General features: G+C 47.2%; 20 protein-coding genes. 16 read left to right on the top strand and 4 right to left on the bottom strand.

Going from position 1 to position 19040, the window contains the following annotated elements:
- Positions 1–2394 (bottom strand): TonB-dependent receptor, encoded by a 2394-nt coding sequence (locus tag JJU34_RS11835; RefSeq protein ID WP_228692582.1) that lies wholly within the window; start codon positions 2392–2394, stop codon positions 1–3.
- A gap of 246 nt (positions 2395–2640) precedes the next feature.
- Here JJU34_RS11835 and JJU34_RS11830 point away from each other — a divergent pair, with 246 nt between their 5' ends.
- The 9 genes from JJU34_RS11830 (at position 2641) to JJU34_RS11790 (ending at position 10497) form a co-directional block, all read left to right on the top strand.
- Positions 2641–3606, top strand: coding sequence for a VWA domain-containing protein (locus JJU34_RS11830; RefSeq protein ID WP_228692581.1), 966 nt, complete (start codon positions 2641–2643; stop codon positions 3604–3606).
- Positions 3607–3622: 16 nt separating this feature from the next.
- On the top strand, positions 3623–4285 hold the full coding sequence (locus JJU34_RS11825; protein WP_228692580.1) for a hypothetical protein: 663 nt from the start codon (positions 3623–3625) through the stop codon (positions 4283–4285).
- The gene (locus tag JJU34_RS11820) at positions 4275–4889 is read left to right on the top strand and encodes a hypothetical protein (RefSeq protein WP_228692579.1); all 615 of its coding nucleotides are present in this window, start codon (positions 4275–4277) and stop codon (positions 4887–4889) included. Before JJU34_RS11825 ends, JJU34_RS11820 begins: the two co-directional genes overlap by 11 nt.
- 10 nt (positions 4890–4899) lie before the next feature.
- The gene (locus tag JJU34_RS11815; RefSeq protein WP_228692578.1) at positions 4900–6093 is read left to right on the top strand and encodes an acetyl-CoA C-acyltransferase; all 1194 of its coding nucleotides are present in this window, start codon (positions 4900–4902) and stop codon (positions 6091–6093) included.
- Between the two features lie 105 nt (positions 6094–6198).
- Complete coding sequence (locus JJU34_RS11810; RefSeq protein ID WP_228692577.1) at positions 6199–7257, top strand: toxin-antitoxin system YwqK family antitoxin; 1059 nt, start codon at positions 6199–6201, stop codon at positions 7255–7257.
- Between the two features lie 64 nt (positions 7258–7321).
- Positions 7322–8257 carry a phosphoribosylaminoimidazolesuccinocarboxamide synthase gene (locus JJU34_RS11805; RefSeq protein ID WP_228692576.1) on the top strand — a complete coding sequence of 312 codons (936 nt, stop codon included), beginning with the start codon at positions 7322–7324 and terminating at the stop codon, positions 8255–8257.
- Between the two features lie 134 nt (positions 8258–8391).
- Positions 8392–8769 (top strand): STAS domain-containing protein, encoded by a 378-nt coding sequence (locus JJU34_RS11800; RefSeq protein ID WP_228692575.1) that lies wholly within the window; start codon positions 8392–8394, stop codon positions 8767–8769.
- Positions 8770–8779: 10 nt separating this feature from the next.
- A complete protein-coding gene (locus JJU34_RS11795) occupies positions 8780–9697 on the top strand; it encodes a ribonuclease Z (RefSeq protein ID WP_228692574.1) in 918 nt (305 codons plus the stop codon).
- Positions 9694–10497 carry a queuosine precursor transporter gene (locus JJU34_RS11790; protein ID WP_228692573.1) on the top strand — a complete coding sequence of 268 codons (804 nt, stop codon included), beginning with the start codon at positions 9694–9696 and terminating at the stop codon, positions 10495–10497. Before JJU34_RS11795 ends, JJU34_RS11790 begins: the two co-directional genes overlap by 4 nt.
- Here the strand turns inward: JJU34_RS11790 and JJU34_RS11785 are convergent.
- Together JJU34_RS11785 and JJU34_RS11780 are read right to left on the bottom strand one after the other, a co-directional pair.
- The gene (locus JJU34_RS11785; protein WP_228692572.1) at positions 10486–11481 is read right to left on the bottom strand and encodes a bile acid:sodium symporter family protein; all 996 of its coding nucleotides are present in this window, start codon (positions 11479–11481) and stop codon (positions 10486–10488) included. The genes JJU34_RS11790 and JJU34_RS11785 overlap by 12 nt on opposite strands.
- A 33-nt stretch (positions 11482–11514) precedes the next feature.
- Complete coding sequence (locus tag JJU34_RS11780; RefSeq protein ID WP_228692571.1) at positions 11515–12261, bottom strand: RNA methyltransferase; 747 nt, start codon at positions 12259–12261, stop codon at positions 11515–11517.
- 77 nt (positions 12262–12338) lie between these two features.
- Between JJU34_RS11780 and JJU34_RS11775 the strand changes: the two genes are divergently transcribed.
- From JJU34_RS11775 to JJU34_RS11765, 3 genes are read left to right on the top strand one after another with little or no spacing between them, the layout of a single operon-like run.
- Positions 12339–14696, top strand: coding sequence for a BamA/TamA family outer membrane protein (locus JJU34_RS11775; protein WP_228692570.1), 2358 nt, complete (start codon positions 12339–12341; stop codon positions 14694–14696).
- 16 nt (positions 14697–14712) lie between these two features.
- Positions 14713–15621, top strand: coding sequence for an oxygen-dependent coproporphyrinogen oxidase (gene hemF / locus JJU34_RS11770; protein ID WP_228692569.1), 909 nt, complete (start codon positions 14713–14715; stop codon positions 15619–15621).
- Positions 15618–16205, top strand: coding sequence for a phosphatase PAP2 family protein (locus JJU34_RS11765; RefSeq protein ID WP_228692568.1), 588 nt, complete (start codon positions 15618–15620; stop codon positions 16203–16205). Before hemF ends, JJU34_RS11765 begins: the two co-directional genes overlap by 4 nt.
- Here JJU34_RS11765 and JJU34_RS11760 read toward each other — a convergent pair.
- Entirely contained in the window at positions 16202–16795 is a 594-nt protein-coding gene (locus JJU34_RS11760) for a riboflavin synthase (RefSeq protein WP_228692567.1), read from the bottom strand. The two genes, JJU34_RS11765 and JJU34_RS11760, sit on opposite strands and share 4 nt — an antisense overlap.
- Before the next feature lie 121 nt (positions 16796–16916).
- On the opposite strand from JJU34_RS11760, the gene JJU34_RS11755 reads away from it, so the two are divergent.
- Genes JJU34_RS11755 through JJU34_RS11740 form a run of 4 tightly spaced genes read left to right on the top strand, consistent with a single transcriptional unit; the run spans position 16917 to position 19029 of the window.
- On the top strand, positions 16917–17582 hold the full coding sequence (locus JJU34_RS11755; protein WP_228692566.1) for a protein-L-isoaspartate(D-aspartate) O-methyltransferase: 666 nt from the start codon (positions 16917–16919) through the stop codon (positions 17580–17582).
- A gap of 10 nt (positions 17583–17592) precedes the next feature.
- Entirely contained in the window at positions 17593–18126 is a 534-nt protein-coding gene (locus JJU34_RS11750) for an acyl-CoA thioesterase (protein WP_228692565.1), read from the top strand.
- 4 nt (positions 18127–18130) lie between these two features.
- Positions 18131–18706: a hypothetical protein gene (locus JJU34_RS11745; RefSeq protein ID WP_228692564.1), complete on the top strand. Its 576-nt coding sequence runs from the start codon at positions 18131–18133 to the stop codon at positions 18704–18706.
- Positions 18706–19029 carry a DUF3817 domain-containing protein gene (locus tag JJU34_RS11740; protein ID WP_228692563.1) on the top strand — a complete coding sequence of 108 codons (324 nt, stop codon included), beginning with the start codon at positions 18706–18708 and terminating at the stop codon, positions 19027–19029. Before JJU34_RS11745 ends, JJU34_RS11740 begins: the two co-directional genes overlap by 1 nt.
- Positions 19030–19040 lie beyond the last annotated feature (11 nt).

Below are 19040 nucleotides of genomic sequence, written 5' to 3'. Positions count from 1 at the left end.
TTAAAACTCAAAATTATAGGTTATTGACGGGAGAATTCCGAACAGGTAAGTCATGACCACTCCAGGTCTAACAGAGGAGATTTCCTCTCCAGAAGAAGGGCTGACTCTGAAATCATCGTTGTAAATATCCGTAAACTGATAAGAAAACGGGTTCTTGCGATTATACACATTGTACACACTAAAGTTCCAGCTTCCTTTCCACCATCTCCCTTTATCCTTGTTCTTAAGGTTCAAGGAGATATCCATACGGTGGTAGTCTGGAAATCGATCCTCATTCCTGCGTGGGCTGTAAAGAGGTACACGTTGGTTGTCCACCATATAAGAACCTACTGGGAAGGTAACTGCAACCCCACTGCTGTATACAAAGGTCCCGGACAGCTCCATGCGTTTGTTGAGCCGGTGGTTCATGACGAGGCTTACATCATGGGGGCGATCAAATCTGGGATTGAAGGGGCGATTTTCGTTGATTCCGTCGATCTGACGAAAGACGCGGGACCACGTATATCCTAGCCATCCGGTGGTATTCCCCATGTTTTTACGCAGCAAAAACTCCACGCCGTAGGCCCAACCTCTTCCTGAAAGGATCTCTGTTTCCAAATTATCGCTAAATAAAATATTCGCCCCCTGCTTCAAGTCGATCACCTGGTCGAAATCCTTGTAATAGCCCTCAACGGAAAGCTCAAATCGGTTATTATCCAAGTTTTTAAAGACTCCTAGGGAGACTTGATCGCTCCTTACCGGTCTGATGTATGTCCCGGCCGGCGTCCATCGGTCTATGGGTAGGCCTGCTGAATTATTGGTGGCAATCTGCACGTACTGGAAGTTACGGTTGTAGGCCGCCTTTAATGACGTGCTTTCTCCCAATAGATAGCGCAGCGCCAATCGAGGTTCCCACCCCTGATAGGTCTTCATGTGCTGTCCGAATCGAAAGGCGACGGTATCGATCACAGCCCCATTAACAGGATCTTCGTCCTCATAGAGGTAGTCTGTACCCGGTCCGATCTGCTGATAGTGGCTCCAGCGTAGCCCCCCTTCCACTGAAAAAAGCTCAGACACTTCTTGGGTCCAGTTAATGAAGAGATTACTCTGAAAACCGTTCTTGGGATTGGTTCTAAGCGCGTCTATTACGCTTTCCGGTCGAGGTTCTAGTCTAACTGGAGAGAAATTGTATACTTGACTGTGCAATCCCACGTAAAGATCCTTTCCCTCTCCCGGTATATAATGAAGCTCCCCCCTCAAGCCCGATTCCGAAAGGCTGTTCGTCCAGTCAAACCCAATATCCGGATCGGTAAAAGCAATCTGGTAGTTATAAAAACTGTGATAGGCCTTGACATCGAGAAATAGGTTTTCCTGAATGGTACGCGTCCAATTAACTGAAGAAACCCAATTGGTCCAGCCCAACCCAAACTGCCCTCCAGCCCCTAAGAAATCTGCTCCGTAATAGGTGGCTAAAGTTATCTTATCCCGGTCCTTTATTCGCCACATGAACTTTCCGCTGGTGTCGTAAAAATACAATTGGTTATTTCTCACGTTCTCATTGGGAGAAAGCTTCAGAAAAAGATCCGCATACGTCCTTCGGCCAGAAACAATAAACGAAGAGTTGTTTGAAAAAAGCGGTCCGTCTACGGTAAGCCGGGAACTGATGCTACCAACACCCCCCTCTCCCCGAACGCGCTGTGTATTGCCTTCCTTTAAGGAAATATCGATAAGGGATGATAACCTACCCCCAAAGCGCGCGGGAATATGTCCTTTGCTAAGAGACACATCGTCCAACGCGTCGGGATTAAAAACTGAGAAAAACCCGAAGAAATGGGATGGATTGTATATAGGTGCACCATCCAATTGGACCAGGTTTTGGTCTGCCGAACCCCCGCGCACAAATAGCCCAGTGGTCCCTTCACCTGCGGTATTTACACCAGGTAAAAACTGCAAACTACGAAGTAGATCTACCTCTCCAAATAGCGCTGGAATACTTTTTATGACCGAGGCTGGAAGGCTCGTTTTACCCATTTCCACCCCGATTACGTTGTTGTTCTCCCGTATTTCACTCACCACCACCTCCGCAAGGGACATTTCCTCCGCACTCAGGAAAATCTTTAATTCCCTGTCGAAGTCTTTATCTGTGATAGTTCGCCTGACCGGCTCGTAGCCTATAAAGGATACAACAAGCTCTGCGGGAAGGGATACTGAGGGTAAAACGAAGGTGCCGTCAAGCTCACTGACCACCCCCCTGCTTACTGCCTGCGTCCAATACACATTCGCTCCGGGCAATACTTCGTTAGCGGACTTATCCATTACCACCCCTCTTAAGACCCCCGGGTTTTGTGCGTAGATCGCACCGGTAAACGCAAGTTGAAAAAGAACACCCAAAAAGAGTACGTGAATAACCTTCATGTATAAGCAGCTAAATTTTGGCCTGAAACGAGCAGATCAAACATCCATTGTAAAGGCACCGGTGTTGGTTTAATTTTTATTGACTGAATTGTAAACGATAGAATTTGCAGGAAGTTCACCCTCACTGGTTTTTTTGTGGCAGACCCCGGAAACGGTTGCGCCACCAATTCGCCTGAGGTAAATTTGAATTTGGAATAATTAACGCGGGCAACTTTCGTTTTACATATAATTACGTAATTTCAGGGCATGATTTGGGCATATCCTAGTAGTGAACTTTCTATATTATTGATCGGTTTATTCACGTTTTTGTACGGTATTTACCTTTACCGTTTTTGGCGCATCAACCAACGCTTGCAGGTGAAAAAACGCAGCTTGGTATGGAAATGCGTGCTCAGAACGCTGTATTTCGCCTTATTTTTGATAGCGTTAGCCGGTCCTTCCATAGGAAGTGCGCTGAAAGAGATCAAGCAGGAAGGAAAAGACATCTTTCTGGCAATAGATTTATCCCAATCCATGAATGCCCAAGACATCAACCCCAGTCGTCTACAGCGTGTAAAGTTTGAGATGAAAAATCTGGTAAAAAATTTCAGTTCAGACCGGATCGGAATCATTATTTTTTCGTCAGAGGCATTTATACAGTGCCCCCTAACCTTTGATCAAAATGTTATTCAGCTTCATTTGGACGGACTGAATACAAACCTCGTGCCTAACTATGGCACAGATATCGCTGCGCCACTTAATATGGCTTACCAGAAATTCCAAAACGAAAATGATCAGGAGAATACCTCAAAGGCCATTATCCTGATCAGTGATGGAGAGGATTTTGGCGAAAACCTACCACCTATTTTGGATAAACTGGCAGAGCAAGGTATCCGTGTTTTCGCCCTTGGCGTAGGAACGGAAGAGGGGTCTACGATTCCCAGAGGCAACAGTGTGGTGATGGATCCGCAGGTAAACCGCCCCGCTATTACCCGATTGGATGCTACCAACCTAAAAACCATTGCTACACGCACAGATGGTGCCTATTTCGAAATCAGTGATCTCGCCATGGAGATACCTCAATTGATCAACGCAGTGGAGCGCTTGGAGGGCACGGTAATGGCCAGCCGAATGGTAGAGGCCTCCGCTAATAAGTATTTCTATTTTCTTGCGGCGGCGCTGGTTTTGGCCTTGATTGACTTGATGCTTCCGCTTCGAACGATTTCGATCTAATTAAACCATTTAAACCATGACCCTAACTATACGGATGCTGCTTTTCACATTCCTTTTGATTCCTTCGTCTTGGAAGAAAATCGGTGAACGCAACCGTGCACTGGAGGCGGCAGAACAGGCGTATACCTCCACAGACTTTGAGGAATCTGTTCGCAGGCATTTGGCGTTGATCAGCGAACAGCAACTTTCAGACCCGCAAGTGAAATTTAACTTGGCCCTGAGTTACCAAAACAATGGTCAGGAAGAAGAAGCTCTAAAGACCTACTCGGAGATCTCCTTGTCTCGGCAGTCAGTGATCGCTTCCTTCGGTGCCAATCAGGCTGGTGTATTGGAAGGTCGGGAAAGTAACTATAAGGAAGCGCTTGCGTACTTTAAGACAGCATTGCTAAAAAATCCCTATAATGAGGTCGCTCGATACAACTATGAGCTGCTAAGCAGGTGGCTCGAAGAAAATGAGGAAGAGGAAAAAGAACAGCAGGACCAGGAAAACGAAGAAAAACTGGAACCTTCCAATTACGCCAAACGCATGAAAGCGCAGGCTGATAGCTTTTTGGACCAATTCCGATTCAAAGAAGCCCTGGAGACGATGCAAAAAGCCATGGAAATAGACGAGACGGTGCGGTATTATCAAGGGTATATCAACAACCTAAACGACATCAATGAAATCGATGAAAACTAGGACACTATTGGGGGCCGTGATGGCTGTTTTAATGGCGATCACCCAAGCGCATTCCCAGTCGGAAGCGGACTATTTCAATCGCGCTGCCAAGCAGTACGTGAATGAAGACCTGCCAGGTACTGGGCAGATTCTGGCGGAGGGGCTACAAAAATACCCCAATGACCGGAAATTGAACGCGCTGCTGGAAAAGCTTCAGAAGGACCAGCAAGATCAACAGAAAAAAGATCAACAGCAGCAAAACCAAGATCAGGAGGACCAACAAAACCAGGAGAACCAAGATCAGGAAAGCCAGGACAAAAAGGACGGAGAAGGTGAGGAGCAAACCTCGGAAGATGGTGCCGAGGAATCAGACGAGATGGAAGATCAGCAGGGGGAAAAATCCAGCCGAGAAGAACCTACAGAAGATCCCAGCAGCATGGACAGCGACCTAAGCGAAAGGGAACAACAACTGGAAGACTTACGCCAGCGTTTGGAGGAAATGAACATCTCTCCCGAGCAGGCGGCCCAAATTCTGGACGCCATGAACAGCAACGAACTCCAATTTATCCAACAAAACCGCAGAAAGCCCACCCAACGGCCTCAGCGAGGACTACCAGACTGGTAAAAACCACTCCATGAACCTTAAAAACGTATATATCGTATCGTTGGCACGCACACCACTCGGCAGTTTCGGTGGAGCGCTTTCTTCGCTCAGTGCTGTGGAGTTGGGCAGTGTGGCTATCCGAGGTGCCTTGGAGAAAATCAACCTCGCAGCAGATCATGTTGACGAGGTGTTCATGGGCAATGTACTTTCTGCCAATCTAGGTCAGGCACCAGCTAGGCAAGCAGCGCTGGGCGCCGGACTGGGGAACGAGGTGCCATGCACCACGATCAACAAAGTGTGTGCATCTGGCATGAAAGCCGTGATGCTCGGTGCTCAGTCTATCATGACGGGAATGCAGGATGTCGTCGTGGCGGGAGGCATGGAAAGCATGAGCAATGTTCCCTTTTACGTTCCAAAAGCCCGATTCGGCTATAAATTTGGAAACGGTGAGTTTGTCGATGGCTTGGTGAAAGATGGACTATTGGAAGCATATCATCATTTTCCGATGGGCAACTGTGCCGAAAATACCGCCAAAGAAATGAGCATCTCCAGAGAGGAACAAGACGACTACGCAATCCTATCCTATCAGCGAGCTGCCGAAGCTTGGAAAGCAGGTTATTTTTACAATGAAGTAGTACCCGTGGATATTGCCGGCAGAAAAGGAGAAACCCGTGTGATATCGGAGGATGAAGAATATAAAAACGTACACTTAGATAAAATCCGGTCTCTTAGAACAGTATTCACGTCAGACAATGGAACGGTTACCGCAGCAAATGCCTCTACACTCAACGATGGCGCTGCAGCACTGGTCTTAATGAGTGAGGAGAAGGTGGCAGAATGGGGCATATCGCCTATAGCAAGGATTAGGGCATTTGCCGATGCTGCACAGGATCCGCTTTGGTTTACGACTGCCCCTGCCCTAGCAATCCCGAAAGCCTTGAAAAACGCAGGTCTCCGTAGCGAAGAGGTGGATTACTACGAAATTAACGAAGCCTTTGCGGCAGTGGCAGTTGCTAATCAGCGCATACTTTCTATCGACACAGACCAGCTTAACATTTTTGGAGGTGCTGTAGCCATGGGGCATCCGCTGGGATGTTCAGGAGCACGTATCCTATGCACGCTCACAAGTGTATTGAAGCATAAGGAAGCCTCGATTGGAGTAGCTGGAATTTGCAATGGCGGCGGAGGGGCCTCGGCCATTGTCATCGAGCGATGTATAACTTGATAGATTCCTGTGCAGCCGATGTATAGCCGACCCTATTCAGCCTGTCTTTTTTGCAAGACCGCTTTTCGCACAGTTGGTTTGCTATTTATCGGAGCCGGCCTACTAATGGCATCGGTAAACGCTCAAACCAAAGGATTCACTTATTACGACGAGGAGGAAACCTTGGTAAAAGAGGTCTACTTAATCGAGAATGGCACTCCCCATGGACCGTATGAATTTTACGATGAACAGGGTGCCTTGATTCAAAAGGGCTTATTGGTACATGGTGAAAAACAGGGTGTGTTTGTACACTTTTTCCCCGGAACAACCGACACCCTCCGGTTGTTAAACTATGAGCGCAATCAACGGGTGGGAGAAGCCATCACTTTCTACAAGAGTGGCGCCATCGCCCAGCGGGCTTCGTTTACCGCAGATCAATTAACCGGCCCAAGCACTAGCTATTTTGAAGACGGTGCAATAAAAAACCGGACGCAGTTCCGCGAAAACCTTCCTCATGGGACCTTCGAAGCCTTCCACCCAAATGGAAACCCGTCAGAACGCTCCCTATACCTCATGGGGAAACTCCATGGGGAACAACTAAAATTCGATGAAAACGGAAACCTCTCGGAGAAGAATACCTTTATTGCCGGGTTGCTTTCCGGGCCTCAGCATACTTACTACGAGGATGGTGAGCTGGCTACGGAAATTCATTACCGAAAGGGAGTCAAGCACGGTTTATCCAGAAGCTACTATCCGGATGGAAGCCTAGAAAAAACGGGAACATTTAAGAGAGGTCTGCCACATGGGACCTTCTTGACGTATTGGGAGGATGGTAGCTTGGAGGAACAGTCCAAATTCAAAAATGGCCGTCCCAGAGGGCAAATTATTTCTTACCATGAAAATGGTGCGGTTGCAGTAATTCGCCACCATAGCGCAAAAGGGTACACCCTGCTTACTGAGACCTTTGACGAGTTAGGGAATAAGATCCAGGAAGCTCCTTATAGTGATGGATTGCTGCACGGGGAAACGGTCAATTACTACCCCGACGGACAGGTCAAAGAACGTATACCCTACAGCTATGGAGAACTGCATGGACAGTATGTGAGCTTTTCGGCAGAGGGAGAGCTGCGAATAGAGCGAAACTACCTCCGAGGCAGAAAGACCAAGGAAAAAATCTACAATTAATTCCCTTTCCTTGCCAATTTAACGTATTGTAGTATCTATTTTTGTCATTCTTATTTGAGAAAACATGAGTAAAGGCATCAGAGAAACCCATTTTCAATTTCCCGGTCAGGTAGGTTTTTACAGAGGCAAGGTTCGGGATGTGTACATTTTCGCCGATAAATTGGCCGTTGTGGCCTCCGATCGTATTTCTGCCTTTGACGTAGTTCTTCCTGAACCTATACCCTACAAAGGACAGGTCCTCAATCAGATCGCGTTTCACTTTTTGGAGGCCACCAAAGAGGTGGTACCAAATTGGGTGTTGAGCTCTCCAGACCCCAACGTCACAATTGGACACCGCTGTGAACCGTTTAAAGTAGAAATGGTGATCCGAGGATACCTGGCAGGACACGCATGGAGAACTTACCGTTCCGGCAAAAGGGAATTGTGCGGAGTGACCCTGCCCGAAGGCTTAAAGGAAAATGACCCACTGCCTTTCCCCATCATTACACCGACTACCAAAGCAGACGAAGGACACGATGAGGACATTTCCAAAGCAGACATATTGGGAAAAGGCATCGTTTCACCTTCCGACTACGAAAAACTGGAAGCGTATACTTACGCCTTGTTTGCCGAAGGTAGCAAAATGGCAAAAGAGAAAGGTTTGATTTTAGTAGACACCAAATACGAGTTTGGCAAACGAGGCGATCAAATCCTTTTGATAGATGAGATTCACACGCCAGACTCTTCTCGGTATTTCTATGCAGATGGCTATCAAGAGCGGCAGCAGCGGGGGGAGGCGCAAAAGCAACTCTCCAAGGAATTCGTCAGACAATGGTTGATCTCCAATGGGTTTCAAGGCTTGGAAGGGCAGCAGATACCGGAAATGACACCTGAAATCATTGCGGATATTTCCGGACGGTATATCGAATTATTTGAAAACATTACGGGCAAGTCCTTTGTTAAACAAAGCCTAGAAGATGTTGAGGATCGGATAAAAAATTCCATTATCTCACAAATCTAATTTTTTGTACCTTTGAAAACGAACTAACGGTAAAATTGAGCAGATGAAATCGAGCATGACGTACCCGTCACACACAGGGATGACTACAAACCATGCGAGATTCCATGTGACCTTTGAAAAACAATTATAGACACATGAAATACACGGTAGATAAAAAAGAGCAATACGTCATATTCACCCTACTCGAGGAGAAGTTGGACACTTCCATTTCGCCTCAACTCAAGTCTGAACTACTCACTGTAAATGCTGAGGGGTATCGGAATTTGGTGTTGGATATGAGTCAAGTCAAATACACCGACTCCAGCGGACTCAGTGCCCTTCTAGTCGGCAACAGAACTTTTGGTGAAGATGGCGGCATCTTTGTAATCGCTGCCCCCCAAGAGCATGTACTGAAATTGATCAAAATATCCATGTTGGATAAAGTACTCAAAATAGTCGATGGCCCAGAGGCCGCCGCAGAGGCGATCTTTATCCACGAGATTGACAATGGGGAGGACGAAGAAGCAGATTAATTGATCGAAATTGGAATTTCAGGTAACTATTTTAGGATCAAACTCTGCTGCGCCGGCACATGGTCGCAACCAAACGTCGCAAGTAGTTTCCTATGGTAGGAGCCAATTTATGGTCGATTGCGGAGAAGGCACCCAGCACCAATTAAAGTTGCACCGGGTGAAATCCTCCAAAATCGACCATATTTTCATTTCACACCTTCATGGAGACCACTACCTCGGGTTGATGGGACTTATTTCCACTTTTCACCTCAACAGTCGAACCAGCCCATTGCACATTTTCGGACCCAAAGGTCTGGACGAGATCATCACACTACACCTGAAGTATTCTCATACCCAGCTAAAATTTCCCCTCCATTTCACCGAAACCTCCACGGAGGGAAAGAACTTACTTTTAGAGCAGGGAAATATCCGAGTGTTCAGCTTTCCGTTGAAACACCGAATTCCCTGTACCGGTTTTTCCTTTGAGGAAACCTATAGGCAGCAAAAACTGATTAAGGAAAAAATCGTAGGGACAGGCATGTCGGTAGCTGAAATCCAATCGCTGTTGCAGGGCAAAGACGTGGTAGAAGCAGATGGCAAATTGAAATACGTTGCGAGCGAGTTCACCCACCAGCCTGTCCCACCTAGAAGGTATGCCTTCTGTTCCGACACCGTATTTGATCCCACGCTAATCCCTTACATACAAGGGGTTGACCTACTTTATCACGAATCTACGTTTATGGCTGCAGATAAAGAGCGTGCCAAACTAACCTTGCACAGTACTACCGAGGAGGCTGCAACCATCGCCAAAACCGCGAAGGTGAAAGAATTGCTACTTGGACATTATTCAATAAGGTATGTAGACCTGTACCCGTTGCTTTGGGAGGCCAAAGCCATCTTTGACGCCACCCACTTGAGTGAAGAGGGCAAAACGTATGTGATCAAATGAGCGATCTGCAAAACAAGGTCTTCCAGACCAAAAAGACCAACTTGTTCATCATCCTTTCAGGAATTTTCCTGACAAATGCTATACTCGCCGAAATCATCGGTGTAAAGATATTTTCGGGCGAGATGACGCTTGGCATCACACCCGTTGGCTGGACTTTTTTTGACGAGTATGTATTGGACTTCAACCTTACTGCCGGTGCAGTCATTTGGCCGATTGTGTTTATCACTACGGATATCATCAACGAATATTTTGGAAAAAAAGGTGTGCGTAAAATCAGTTTTATCACCGCCGGGTTCATTCTCTATATATTCGTGATCATTGTGTTGGTAACCAAGCTCCCACCGGCGCCCTTTTGGCTGGAAGTAAATGCCACAGACAACGAAGGTAATCCATTCAATATCGATTACGCCTTCAACACCATCTTCCGTCAGGGTTTGGGGATTATCATTGGTTCCTTGGTAGCGTTCCTGATCGGACAGTTACTGGATGTGTACGTCTTTCAGAAACTACGAAAAATCACCGGAGCCAAAATGATCTGGCTACGGGCTACCGGATCCACCCTTGTATCGCAGTTTATCGACTCCTTTGTAGTGCTCGGCATCGCCTTCTATATATTCGGAAACTGGTCGTTGGCGCAGATCATTGCGGTAGGGATTATCAACTACATCTATAAATTTACAGTTGCCATCGTGCTTACTCCTTTGCTCTATGTGGGACACGGGCTGATAGATCGATACCTCGGCGAAGAGGCGGCATTAAAAATGACCGAAGAAGCCGCCGAAGATACGTCATTTATGTGATTGGTGCCTGGCCCCGAGCCGTTCGGCCAACGCACTGCCCACAATTAATTGCTGGGTATGGTATATCATCAGGGGCAATAACACCACACCAAATACCACTGGGTCAGGAAATAGAATTTTCCCCATCACGGCACCCTGTACAAGCGATTTCTTCGATCCACAAAACAGGACAGTAACTCGATCTGCATACGAAAATGACATGAGGCGTGACAGCCCATACATCAAACCCATCATTGCCAGGAAGAAAAGTAACATTAGGGCACTCAACACGACCAACGCCTGAAGGGACTGCCCCTCAAACATCTTCTCGGCAAAAGAATTGGCAAAGGCAGAAAATACGATCAGTAAAATGATGGATTGATCAAAGTTTTTTAGCCATTTCTGCTGCGCGGCCACCCATTCCCCGAGGTACCTATGCAACGAAAAACCGACAAGTACCGGGATAAGCACTTGAACAATCAGCTTATAGATGGTATCGGTCAGCTGATAATCGCCGTCTGCACCCGTCAAATAAAGGCTCATCCAAATAGGCGTAATGAAAATACCCAAAATGCTGGAGACACTGGCATTGAAAATCGCGGCAGGTAGGTTTCCCTTGGCAATAGATACCATTACCACGGAAGAGGAAACCGTAGAGGGAAGTGCTGCAAGGTAAAAGGTACCTATCCAAAGTGGAGACTGCTCATTTCCCCATATAGCCAGCAGCGTAAGGATTACTGCGGGAAAAAAAAGGAAGGTGGAGACTTGCACCAAGAGGTGTAACTTCCAATTGGCCAGTCCAGCTTTAAGCGCTCCGGGACTGATCTTGACACCGTAGAAGAAAAAGATGATGGCCACCCCGTAATAGGTGATTCCGTCTAGCGGTATCCAAGACCCTGTGCTGCCGATTTCCGGAAAAAGGTAGGCAAGTAGGATACTTAACACCAACAAAAAGAAAAACGTGTTTATTCCCGCTTTGGCCAAGGTGGTTTTTATCGATCTCATGTACGGAACTTTCGAAATGGGCAAAATACATCATCAGCGGCCAAACCTACGGAAATTATCACAAATGACCGCAGTAGCTATGGCCACGTTGAGTGACTCCGCAGCGCCAAAGGATGGAATGGTGATTCGGTGATGGATGCACTGGGCTACATTTGGAGAAATCCCATGGGACTCATTGCCCATCACCAAAATTCCCTCCATGGATAGGTTTAGAGAGTGGATGTTCTCTCCATCCAAAAAAGCCCCATAGGTAGGTACATCCGTTTGTGCCAAGACCGCAGCCAGATCTACATAAGCAAAGTCAATCCGCGTAAAAGACCCCATACTGGCGTGGAGTACTTTTGGATTGTAAAAGTCGGCACTCTGAACCGACAAAAGCACCTTTTTGATCCCATACCAATCGGCTATTCGCAGGATAGTCCCGAGGTTTCCGGGGTCTCGAACGTCATCGAGGGCCAGCACAAACTCCCCCTTTTGCGGAATAATCGTGTGTGGCTTCTTCATCCGGGCAACAGCTAACGCGGAATTGTTGGTCTGAAACGAACCCAATCCCTCCAGCACGTTCTCCCCCACCTCATAGCACTCGCCCGAAAATGTGGAGATCAACGTCTGATTATGCCTTCCAAAACCACTGGTAAACAAAAGGTGGGTGACTTCAAAATCTGAAACCAATAGCTCCGTTACATTCTTGGAACCTTCCACAAAAAAAGAGTCCGCCTGCTTGCGGAATTTCTTTTGGTGCAAGGATTTAATAAACTTAAGCGTATTTTTGCTTAGCATTAGTCGGGAATGTTGTAGTGAACAGATCCAAATATATACATTTTATATTTTTCATCATTTACCTTGGTGGCTGCTCGGTGACGAAAGGTCTGAAGGAAAATCAATTCGTGGTTTTTAACGCCGAAGTTAAAGGGGTGGAAAACAGTGATCCTGACGCTCTCCGAAACTTGGTTAGCCAGAAACCAAATACACGCATTCCGATTTTCAATTTTTCGCCCGGCGTTTTTTTATTTCGAATCGGAGAACTGACCTATGATAGCGCACAGCTGGCCAAGCGAAAGATAGCGTGGCGGGAAGAAGCCGTACTATTGGAATCCCAGTTGGAAAAGGATGCTGCTAACCGTAAATTTTCCAGGCGGTATGCTAAAGTTACCTCACAAATTGCTGCGTTGGACAAGAAACTGGAATACGGAAATTGGTTCATGCGGACCGGTAACCCTGTCATCGTCTACGACAGCTTAAAAACACTGGAATCGCAGCGACAGATGAAGGCCTACTTGATAAATAACGGGTTTTTCGATGCAGAAGTAGCAACCCAGACCGAGAAGAAAAAGAAAAAGGCATTTGTTAACTACGAAGTTCGTGAAAACCGCCCTTACCTAATAGACAGCCTCTTCACATCTACTTCTGACGAGGCCATCGAGCAGCTTCTGAAGAGCAGCACCCAAAATACCCACCTTCAATTAAACGTACGGTACAATCAAAACGATCTGTCACGGGAAAGACAGCGAGTAGAGGATGTCTTAAAAGACCATGGGTATTATACGTTTTCCAAATCCTACGTGGAGTACATTGTCTACAAAGACACGATAGATAAAACAGTGGCTATCGAACAGGTAGTTCGGGTACCTTCAAGTAGTGGGTTCCACCCTGTATATACCATTGACTCCATACGCTTTATCATTTCCAGCCCCTCAGATGCAATCCAAGACGAAAAACAATCCACAAAATACGACGGACTATATTTTCAAATGTATCAAGACCGGTATGCAGAGAAGATCATCCGGTCGCGGATATTTCTAAACAACGGTGACCGATACAACCGAACGGATGTGATCGAAACCCAACGACAGCTTGCAAACTTGGATATGTTTCGCTTTGTCAACATCTCCTTTGATACGCTTGCTAACTCGCTTACCGCGAACATTTACACCATGCCGAACCAGAAGTACCAGGTAACCAACCAACTGGGAGCTAGTGTGACAGAACAGCTGCCTGGACCCTTCTTTAGCCACTCGCTGCGGAACCGTAACCTATTTAGAGGACTGGAAATCTTCGAGTTCAACTTCAGGGCAGGCTTGGAAGGGGTAGCCTCAGCCACCACGGAGGGCGGTGTATACCGAAGCCGCGAACTCAGTGCCTCCGGTTCCGTAATCTTCCCGCAATTTCTGATTCCGTTTAACTTTGGAACGTTGGAGAAATTCGGGCGTTACAATCCTCGGACCAGGGCCCTTTTGGGATATTCCTATGTAAACCGGCCCGAATACGTTCGGGAGGCACTCAACACCATCTTAGCCTACAATTGGGCTACACGGAATCTTCGCCAACAGTTCTCAATTAATCTACTGGATGCCAATCTAATCCGATCTTCTCTCAACCCCTTCTTCCAAGAACGATTGGAGGAACTGCAAGATCAGGGAAATAACCTAATCAATTCCTTCCTTCCCTCCTACGTTAGTAGCATTTCCGGACAGGTCATTATCAATTTCAACCAATATGGGCTTTACCAACGCAGGGCAGCATCCCTTTGGAGACTGTTTTTTGAAAGTGGGGGCTCCACCATTAATCTGCTGGGGTCATCCCTAACCCAAGACCGCAGCCTGAGGTATTTCCAGTTTCTGAAATTTCAATCGGACTTTAGGCGCTACCTGCCGCTTAGCAACCGAAGCACCCTGGCCTATCGACTAAATGTAGGCCTTGCCAAACCCTACGGAATCAGTGAGGGAGTACTGCCCTACGAGAAGTATTTCTTTGCCGGGGGTAGTACCAGTATTCGGGCCTGGCAGCCCAGACGATTGGGACCTGGTTCCTTTACCCCCGAAGTCCGAGAGGACGGAACCTTCGACTACCGGTTTGAACAGCCCGGTGAGATTCTTTTTGAAGCCATGTTTGAATTTCGGAGAAAGCTGTTCGGCTATTTCGATGGGGCCTTTTTTATCGATGCCGGCAATACATGGAACTTTCAGGAAGACCCATCCAGAGAGGGCGCTGATTTTCGGGTAGACCGGTTTTACAAGGAAATCGCCATTGGAACCGGGGTCGGACTACGCATGGATTTTGACTTTCTAGTATTGCGCTTGGATATGGGAATCAAGGCCTTTGACCCCGCCCGACCGGAGGGTGAGCGGTTTATACTCGACAAGCTTTCATTCAACCGGCCTCTAGGTGAACGCGGCCAACAAGTATTTAATATCGGAATAGGATACCCGTTCTGATACAACCGAACAGCATATGACCTTAGATAAAAATACAATCAGCGAAGACTTTAAGCAGATTCAGAGCCACATCTGCGAAGAACTGCAAAAGGCGGACGGCAAAGGAACGTTCATTCGGGATGCTTGGGAACGTCCCGAGGGAGGAGGCGGAATGACCCGTGTATTGACGGAGGGCCAAGTAATTGCTAAGGGCGGGGTAGCCTTTTCGGCCGTTCACGGACCCACTCCGGATAAGATCCTAAAAAAACTCCAACTGGAAAAAGCTGACTTCTTCGCCACCGGAGTTTCCATCGTCATTCATCCTGTAAGCCCCCGCGTACCGATCATTCACATGAATATTCGGTATTTTGAAATGAGTAATGGTGTCTACTGGTTTGGTGGAGGTATCGACCTTACACCCCATTATTTAGCACCAGAAGATGCGGTATTTTTTCACAAGGCACTGAAGACGCTCTGCGACCGCTTTGATCCCACCTATTATCCTACATTCAAAAAATGGGCGGACGATTACTTTTACCTCCCCCACCGCCAAGAAACCCGTGGGATAGGAGGCATTTTCTTTGATCGACTGACGGAGACAAACGAGCAATCCGCCGAAAATATCTTTGAGTTTGTAAAGGAAGTCGGCTACCTGTTTCCAAAAATTTACACCCACTTTATGGAAAAAAATGCAGCTCTGCCCTATGGCGATTCAGAACGTGCCTGGCAATCGCTACGCCGAGGCCGTTACGTGGAGTTCAACCTGGTATGGGATGCCGGCACCAAATTTGGCTTGGATACCAACGGTCGCACGGAGAGCATTCTCATGAGCATGCCCCCACTCGCCACTTGGCAATACAACCAGAAACCATCCGAAGGATCGGCAGAAAAATTCACGGTCGACCACCTAAAAAAAGGCATTGACTGGATTAATTTCAGCATATGATTGAGATCATTGCATCCTGGGACGAATCTCTTTTCCTGTGGTTGAATGCCCTGAGGGCGGATTGGCTAGACCCAGTCATGAATGCCCTTACGGGCACTGCAATCTGGATTCCGTTTTACCTTTTGCTGGTGTATTTCCTAATTCGGCAATTCAGAATGGAAGCTATCTGGTATATGGTTGGGCTCGTAGGGCTAATCTTGTTGGCCGACCAGTTCACTTCGGGGTTTATGAAGCCGTATTTCGAGAGGCTACGTCCCTGCCACGATCCCCGGTGGGAAGGTATCATATTCAACTATTCGGGATGCGGCGGGCGATATGGCTTTGCCTCCAGCCATGCGTCTAACACATTTGCTCTGGCGACCTACTTCTGGTTGATATTCCGGTCTAAGGCTTCCAAGTGGCTCTTCGTTTGGGCTGCCATCATCTCCTACACCCGTGTATACTTGGGTGTGCACTATCCTGCGGATATCTTGGTGGGAGCACTAGTAGGATTGTTTTCAGGGTACTTCTTATACTACCTAGTGGGCTTTCTCCGCCGTCTCCGACGCGATGAAGCTTCTAACCCAGGAAAACCAACCGATTAGCCGAGGTATCCTTTTAGAATGCGTTGGATGTATTTGCCCACAACATCAAACTCAAGGTTTACTCGGTCTCCTACTCTTAGTTGGTGAAAAACGGTATGGTCATATGTGTAGGGTATGATCGCTACCGAAAATCCTCCCTCCCTGGAATTGAAACATGTCAGACTGGTGCCATTGACACAGATAGAGCCTTTTTCCACCGTAACGTTGCCCATAGAGGGATCGTACGAAAAGTCGAATTCCCAACTTCCCCCCTTGTCCACGATACGGGTTACCGTGCCGATCTGATCCACATGACCTTGGACGATATGTCCATCAAACCTGCCGTTTGCCGGCATGCAGCGCTCAATATTTACTTTGTCGCCTATCTGCCAGCCTCCCAAGTTGGTCTTATCGAGTGTTTCTTGCACCGCAGTAACCCGATAATAGTCCGGAGTCACTTCTACCACTGTTAGGCATACGCCATTATGGCTGACCGACTGATCGACTCTAAGATCCGACTGAATTGGGCTAGTGAGGTCAAAATGTACATTGGTTCCATCTTGGCTTATTTGGCTAATTTCAGCCAGTGTTTCTACGATTCCTGTAAACATGTTTGAATAAGCGAATTGCGTACAACTTAGTTTAGAATTGTAAATTTAATTTACCTGAAACCTAAAATTACCCTTAACTTAGTAAAATCGTAGGTTTATTTGATCAGATGTTTTCGAATATATGTTGAAACTGGAAGACTCATACATACACAAAGGGAAGCGTAGGGTCCTCATTGAGACACTGAGAAAAAAAGGCATCACCGATGAACGGGTACTGGCGGCGATGAACACCCTTCCAAGGCACTTTTTCTTTGACAGCGCACTTACAAGCCACGCGTACGAAGACAAGGCTTTTCCCATCGGTGAAGGACAAACCATTTCACAGCCCTATACGGTAGCGTTTCAAACCTCGTTACTGAACGTACAGACCGGAGACAAAGTACTAGAGATTGGCACTGGGTCAGGGTATCAGGGAGGGATATTACACCTGATGGGAGCGAAGGTCTATTCCATCGAATACAACGCCAAGCTGTACGAGCACACCAAAAAGTTTTTGCCAAAACTAGGCATTCGGTTCAAACACTTTCACGGAGACGGTAGCCTGGGACTGGAAGCCCACGCCCCCTACGACAAGATACTGGTCACCGCCGGTGCCCCGGTGGTACCCAAAGCATTGCTCCATCAACTTCAAATCGGAGGTTTATTGGTGATACCTGTAGGAAACCGGGATAATCAGCAGATGCTTCGACTGACAAAAAAAACAGAAAAAAACATTCTTCAGGAATCTTTTGACAGCTTTTCATTTGTTCCTCTCCTAGGAAACGAAGGGTGGAATGCTTCCCAATAACCGACAACACATGACATCAAGCAAGTACGTGCAAGACTCCCGGGCCACCATGACGGAAATGGTGCTGCCAAACGACACCAACACGCTAAACAACCTGATGGGTGGGAAACTCATGCACTGGATGGACATTGTAGCGGCCATTTGTGCGCAGCGGCACTGCAATAACATCGTGGTAACCGCCTCTGTGGACAACATCTCATTCAAAAACCCAATTGCTTTGGGTAACGTGGTCACACTGAATGCCCAAGTGACTCGGGCATTTACTACATCTATGGAGATCTTTTTGGAGGTATATGCAGAAGATATCCCCGCAAATAGCAAGCTTCTGACCCACCGTGCGTTTTTTACATTTGTCGCAGTCGATAAATCAGGTAGACCTGTAAAGGTACCCGAACTGATTCCCAGCGGCCCGGCAGAGAATGAACTATACGAAGGTGCACTCAGGAGAAGGCAACTACGCCTGGTGCTCGCCAAACGCATGGACCCGCAAGACGCTACCGAGTTGAAGTCCCTATTTGACCTGGAAAAAACAGATAACGACTAGCCAAATGACAAGATCAGCCAACCAAGAGCCTATGACGCTACATGAACGGGCACTCTTTTTGCGTGAGGAACTGTTCGTCATCGCCGGGGAACAGGAAAAGTTGCTCTTCGCGGAGCGCGTGAAAAAGCGTATGCCAACGCCCACCAACGAGCAAAGCCAAGTGAATGAACCGGTGGAAGATTACGAAGAAGAAGCATACCGACTGAGTTACGAGGGAGCCTTTAAGAAGAAAATCTTGGTAGTCTTTTCGGGCACAGCGCTGGAAGCAGAGTTAAAGAACTTTCTATTCAAGATCTTGGGAGCGGTGGAATGCACACCCCAAGACATTGCCCTGACTTCCGAACATGCCATCCACGTTGCCGGAAGTGCTGGAATTCAGTCGTTAGATCCTGAAAAAATTATTTTGTTCGGAAAAATTAACCTACCTATTCAACTCTCCAGAAAAAACCTATACGAAATAATCTACGAAGAGGGAAAAGATCTGCTGTTTGCGGATTCCTTGGAAGAGCTGAATGAAAATACAGATCTTAAACGAAAGCTGTGGACTAGTCTGCAGACTTTATTTACCATCAAAAAATAATGACGAAAGAAGAAAAGTTAAAAGTCCTGTCGCAATTTCGGATGGTGAGCATCACGGAAGGTATCTCCATGTTGGTCCTGGTGTTTTTGGCCATGCCATTGAAGTATATCTTTGAATTGCCATTGATGGTTACCTACGTAGGCTGGATCCACGGTGTGCTCTTTGTGGTTTACATGCTGGTCTTGTTTCCGACTAGCCGGAAACTTCGATGGCCTTTTAGGACCGCTGTGATGGGACTGATAGCAGCCATCCTGCCGTTTGGCCCGTTTCTATTTGACCGAAAACTGAAAAAACAGGAACACCTAATCGAGTCTGCTTCCTAACCCTTTGCGGC

The sequence above is a fragment of the Lunatimonas sp. genome, assembly GCF_020832325.1.
Lineage (GTDB): Bacteria > Bacteroidota > Bacteroidia > Cytophagales > Cyclobacteriaceae > Lunatimonas.
Note: the sequence above shows the minus strand (reverse complement) of the source record. Positions and strands in the feature narration are given on the sequence as shown.

What these genes read in the sequence shown, in the direction of transcription:
- JJU34_RS11785 (WP_228692572.1), bottom strand. Translation starts at nt 11,481, where the DNA reads ATGAGATCGATAAAAACCACCTTGGCCAAAGCGGGAATAAACACGTTT.
- JJU34_RS11745 (WP_228692564.1), top strand. Translation starts at nt 18,131, where the DNA reads ATGACAAGATCAGCCAACCAAGAGCCTATGACGCTACATGAACGGGCA.
- JJU34_RS11765 (WP_228692568.1), top strand. Translation starts at nt 15,618, where the DNA reads ATGATTGAGATCATTGCATCCTGGGACGAATCTCTTTTCCTGTGGTTG.
- JJU34_RS11755 (WP_228692566.1), top strand. Translation starts at nt 16,917, where the DNA reads ATGTTGAAACTGGAAGACTCATACATACACAAAGGGAAGCGTAGGGTC.
- JJU34_RS11820 (WP_228692579.1), top strand. Translation starts at nt 4,275, where the DNA reads ATGAAAACTAGGACACTATTGGGGGCCGTGATGGCTGTTTTAATGGCG.
- JJU34_RS11750 (WP_228692565.1), top strand. Translation starts at nt 17,593, where the DNA reads ATGACATCAAGCAAGTACGTGCAAGACTCCCGGGCCACCATGACGGAA.
- JJU34_RS11825 (WP_228692580.1), top strand. Translation starts at nt 3,623, where the DNA reads ATGACCCTAACTATACGGATGCTGCTTTTCACATTCCTTTTGATTCCT.
- JJU34_RS11805 (WP_228692576.1), top strand. Translation starts at nt 7,322, where the DNA reads ATGAGTAAAGGCATCAGAGAAACCCATTTTCAATTTCCCGGTCAGGTA.
- JJU34_RS11800 (WP_228692575.1), top strand. Translation starts at nt 8,392, where the DNA reads ATGAAATACACGGTAGATAAAAAAGAGCAATACGTCATATTCACCCTA.
- hemF (WP_228692569.1), top strand. Translation starts at nt 14,713, where the DNA reads ATGACCTTAGATAAAAATACAATCAGCGAAGACTTTAAGCAGATTCAG.
- JJU34_RS11740 (WP_228692563.1), top strand. Translation starts at nt 18,706, where the DNA reads ATGACGAAAGAAGAAAAGTTAAAAGTCCTGTCGCAATTTCGGATGGTG.
- JJU34_RS11830 (WP_228692581.1), top strand. Translation starts at nt 2,641, where the DNA reads ATGATTTGGGCATATCCTAGTAGTGAACTTTCTATATTATTGATCGGT.
- JJU34_RS11810 (WP_228692577.1), top strand. Translation starts at nt 6,199, where the DNA reads ATGGCATCGGTAAACGCTCAAACCAAAGGATTCACTTATTACGACGAG.
- JJU34_RS11790 (WP_228692573.1), top strand. Translation starts at nt 9,694, where the DNA reads ATGAGCGATCTGCAAAACAAGGTCTTCCAGACCAAAAAGACCAACTTG.
- JJU34_RS11815 (WP_228692578.1), top strand. Translation starts at nt 4,900, where the DNA reads ATGAACCTTAAAAACGTATATATCGTATCGTTGGCACGCACACCACTC.
- JJU34_RS11780 (WP_228692571.1), bottom strand. Translation starts at nt 12,261, where the DNA reads ATGCTAAGCAAAAATACGCTTAAGTTTATTAAATCCTTGCACCAAAAG.
- JJU34_RS11760 (WP_228692567.1), bottom strand. Translation starts at nt 16,795, where the DNA reads ATGTTTACAGGAATCGTAGAAACACTGGCTGAAATTAGCCAAATAAGC.
- JJU34_RS11835 (WP_228692582.1), bottom strand. Translation starts at nt 2,394, where the DNA reads ATGAAGGTTATTCACGTACTCTTTTTGGGTGTTCTTTTTCAACTTGCG.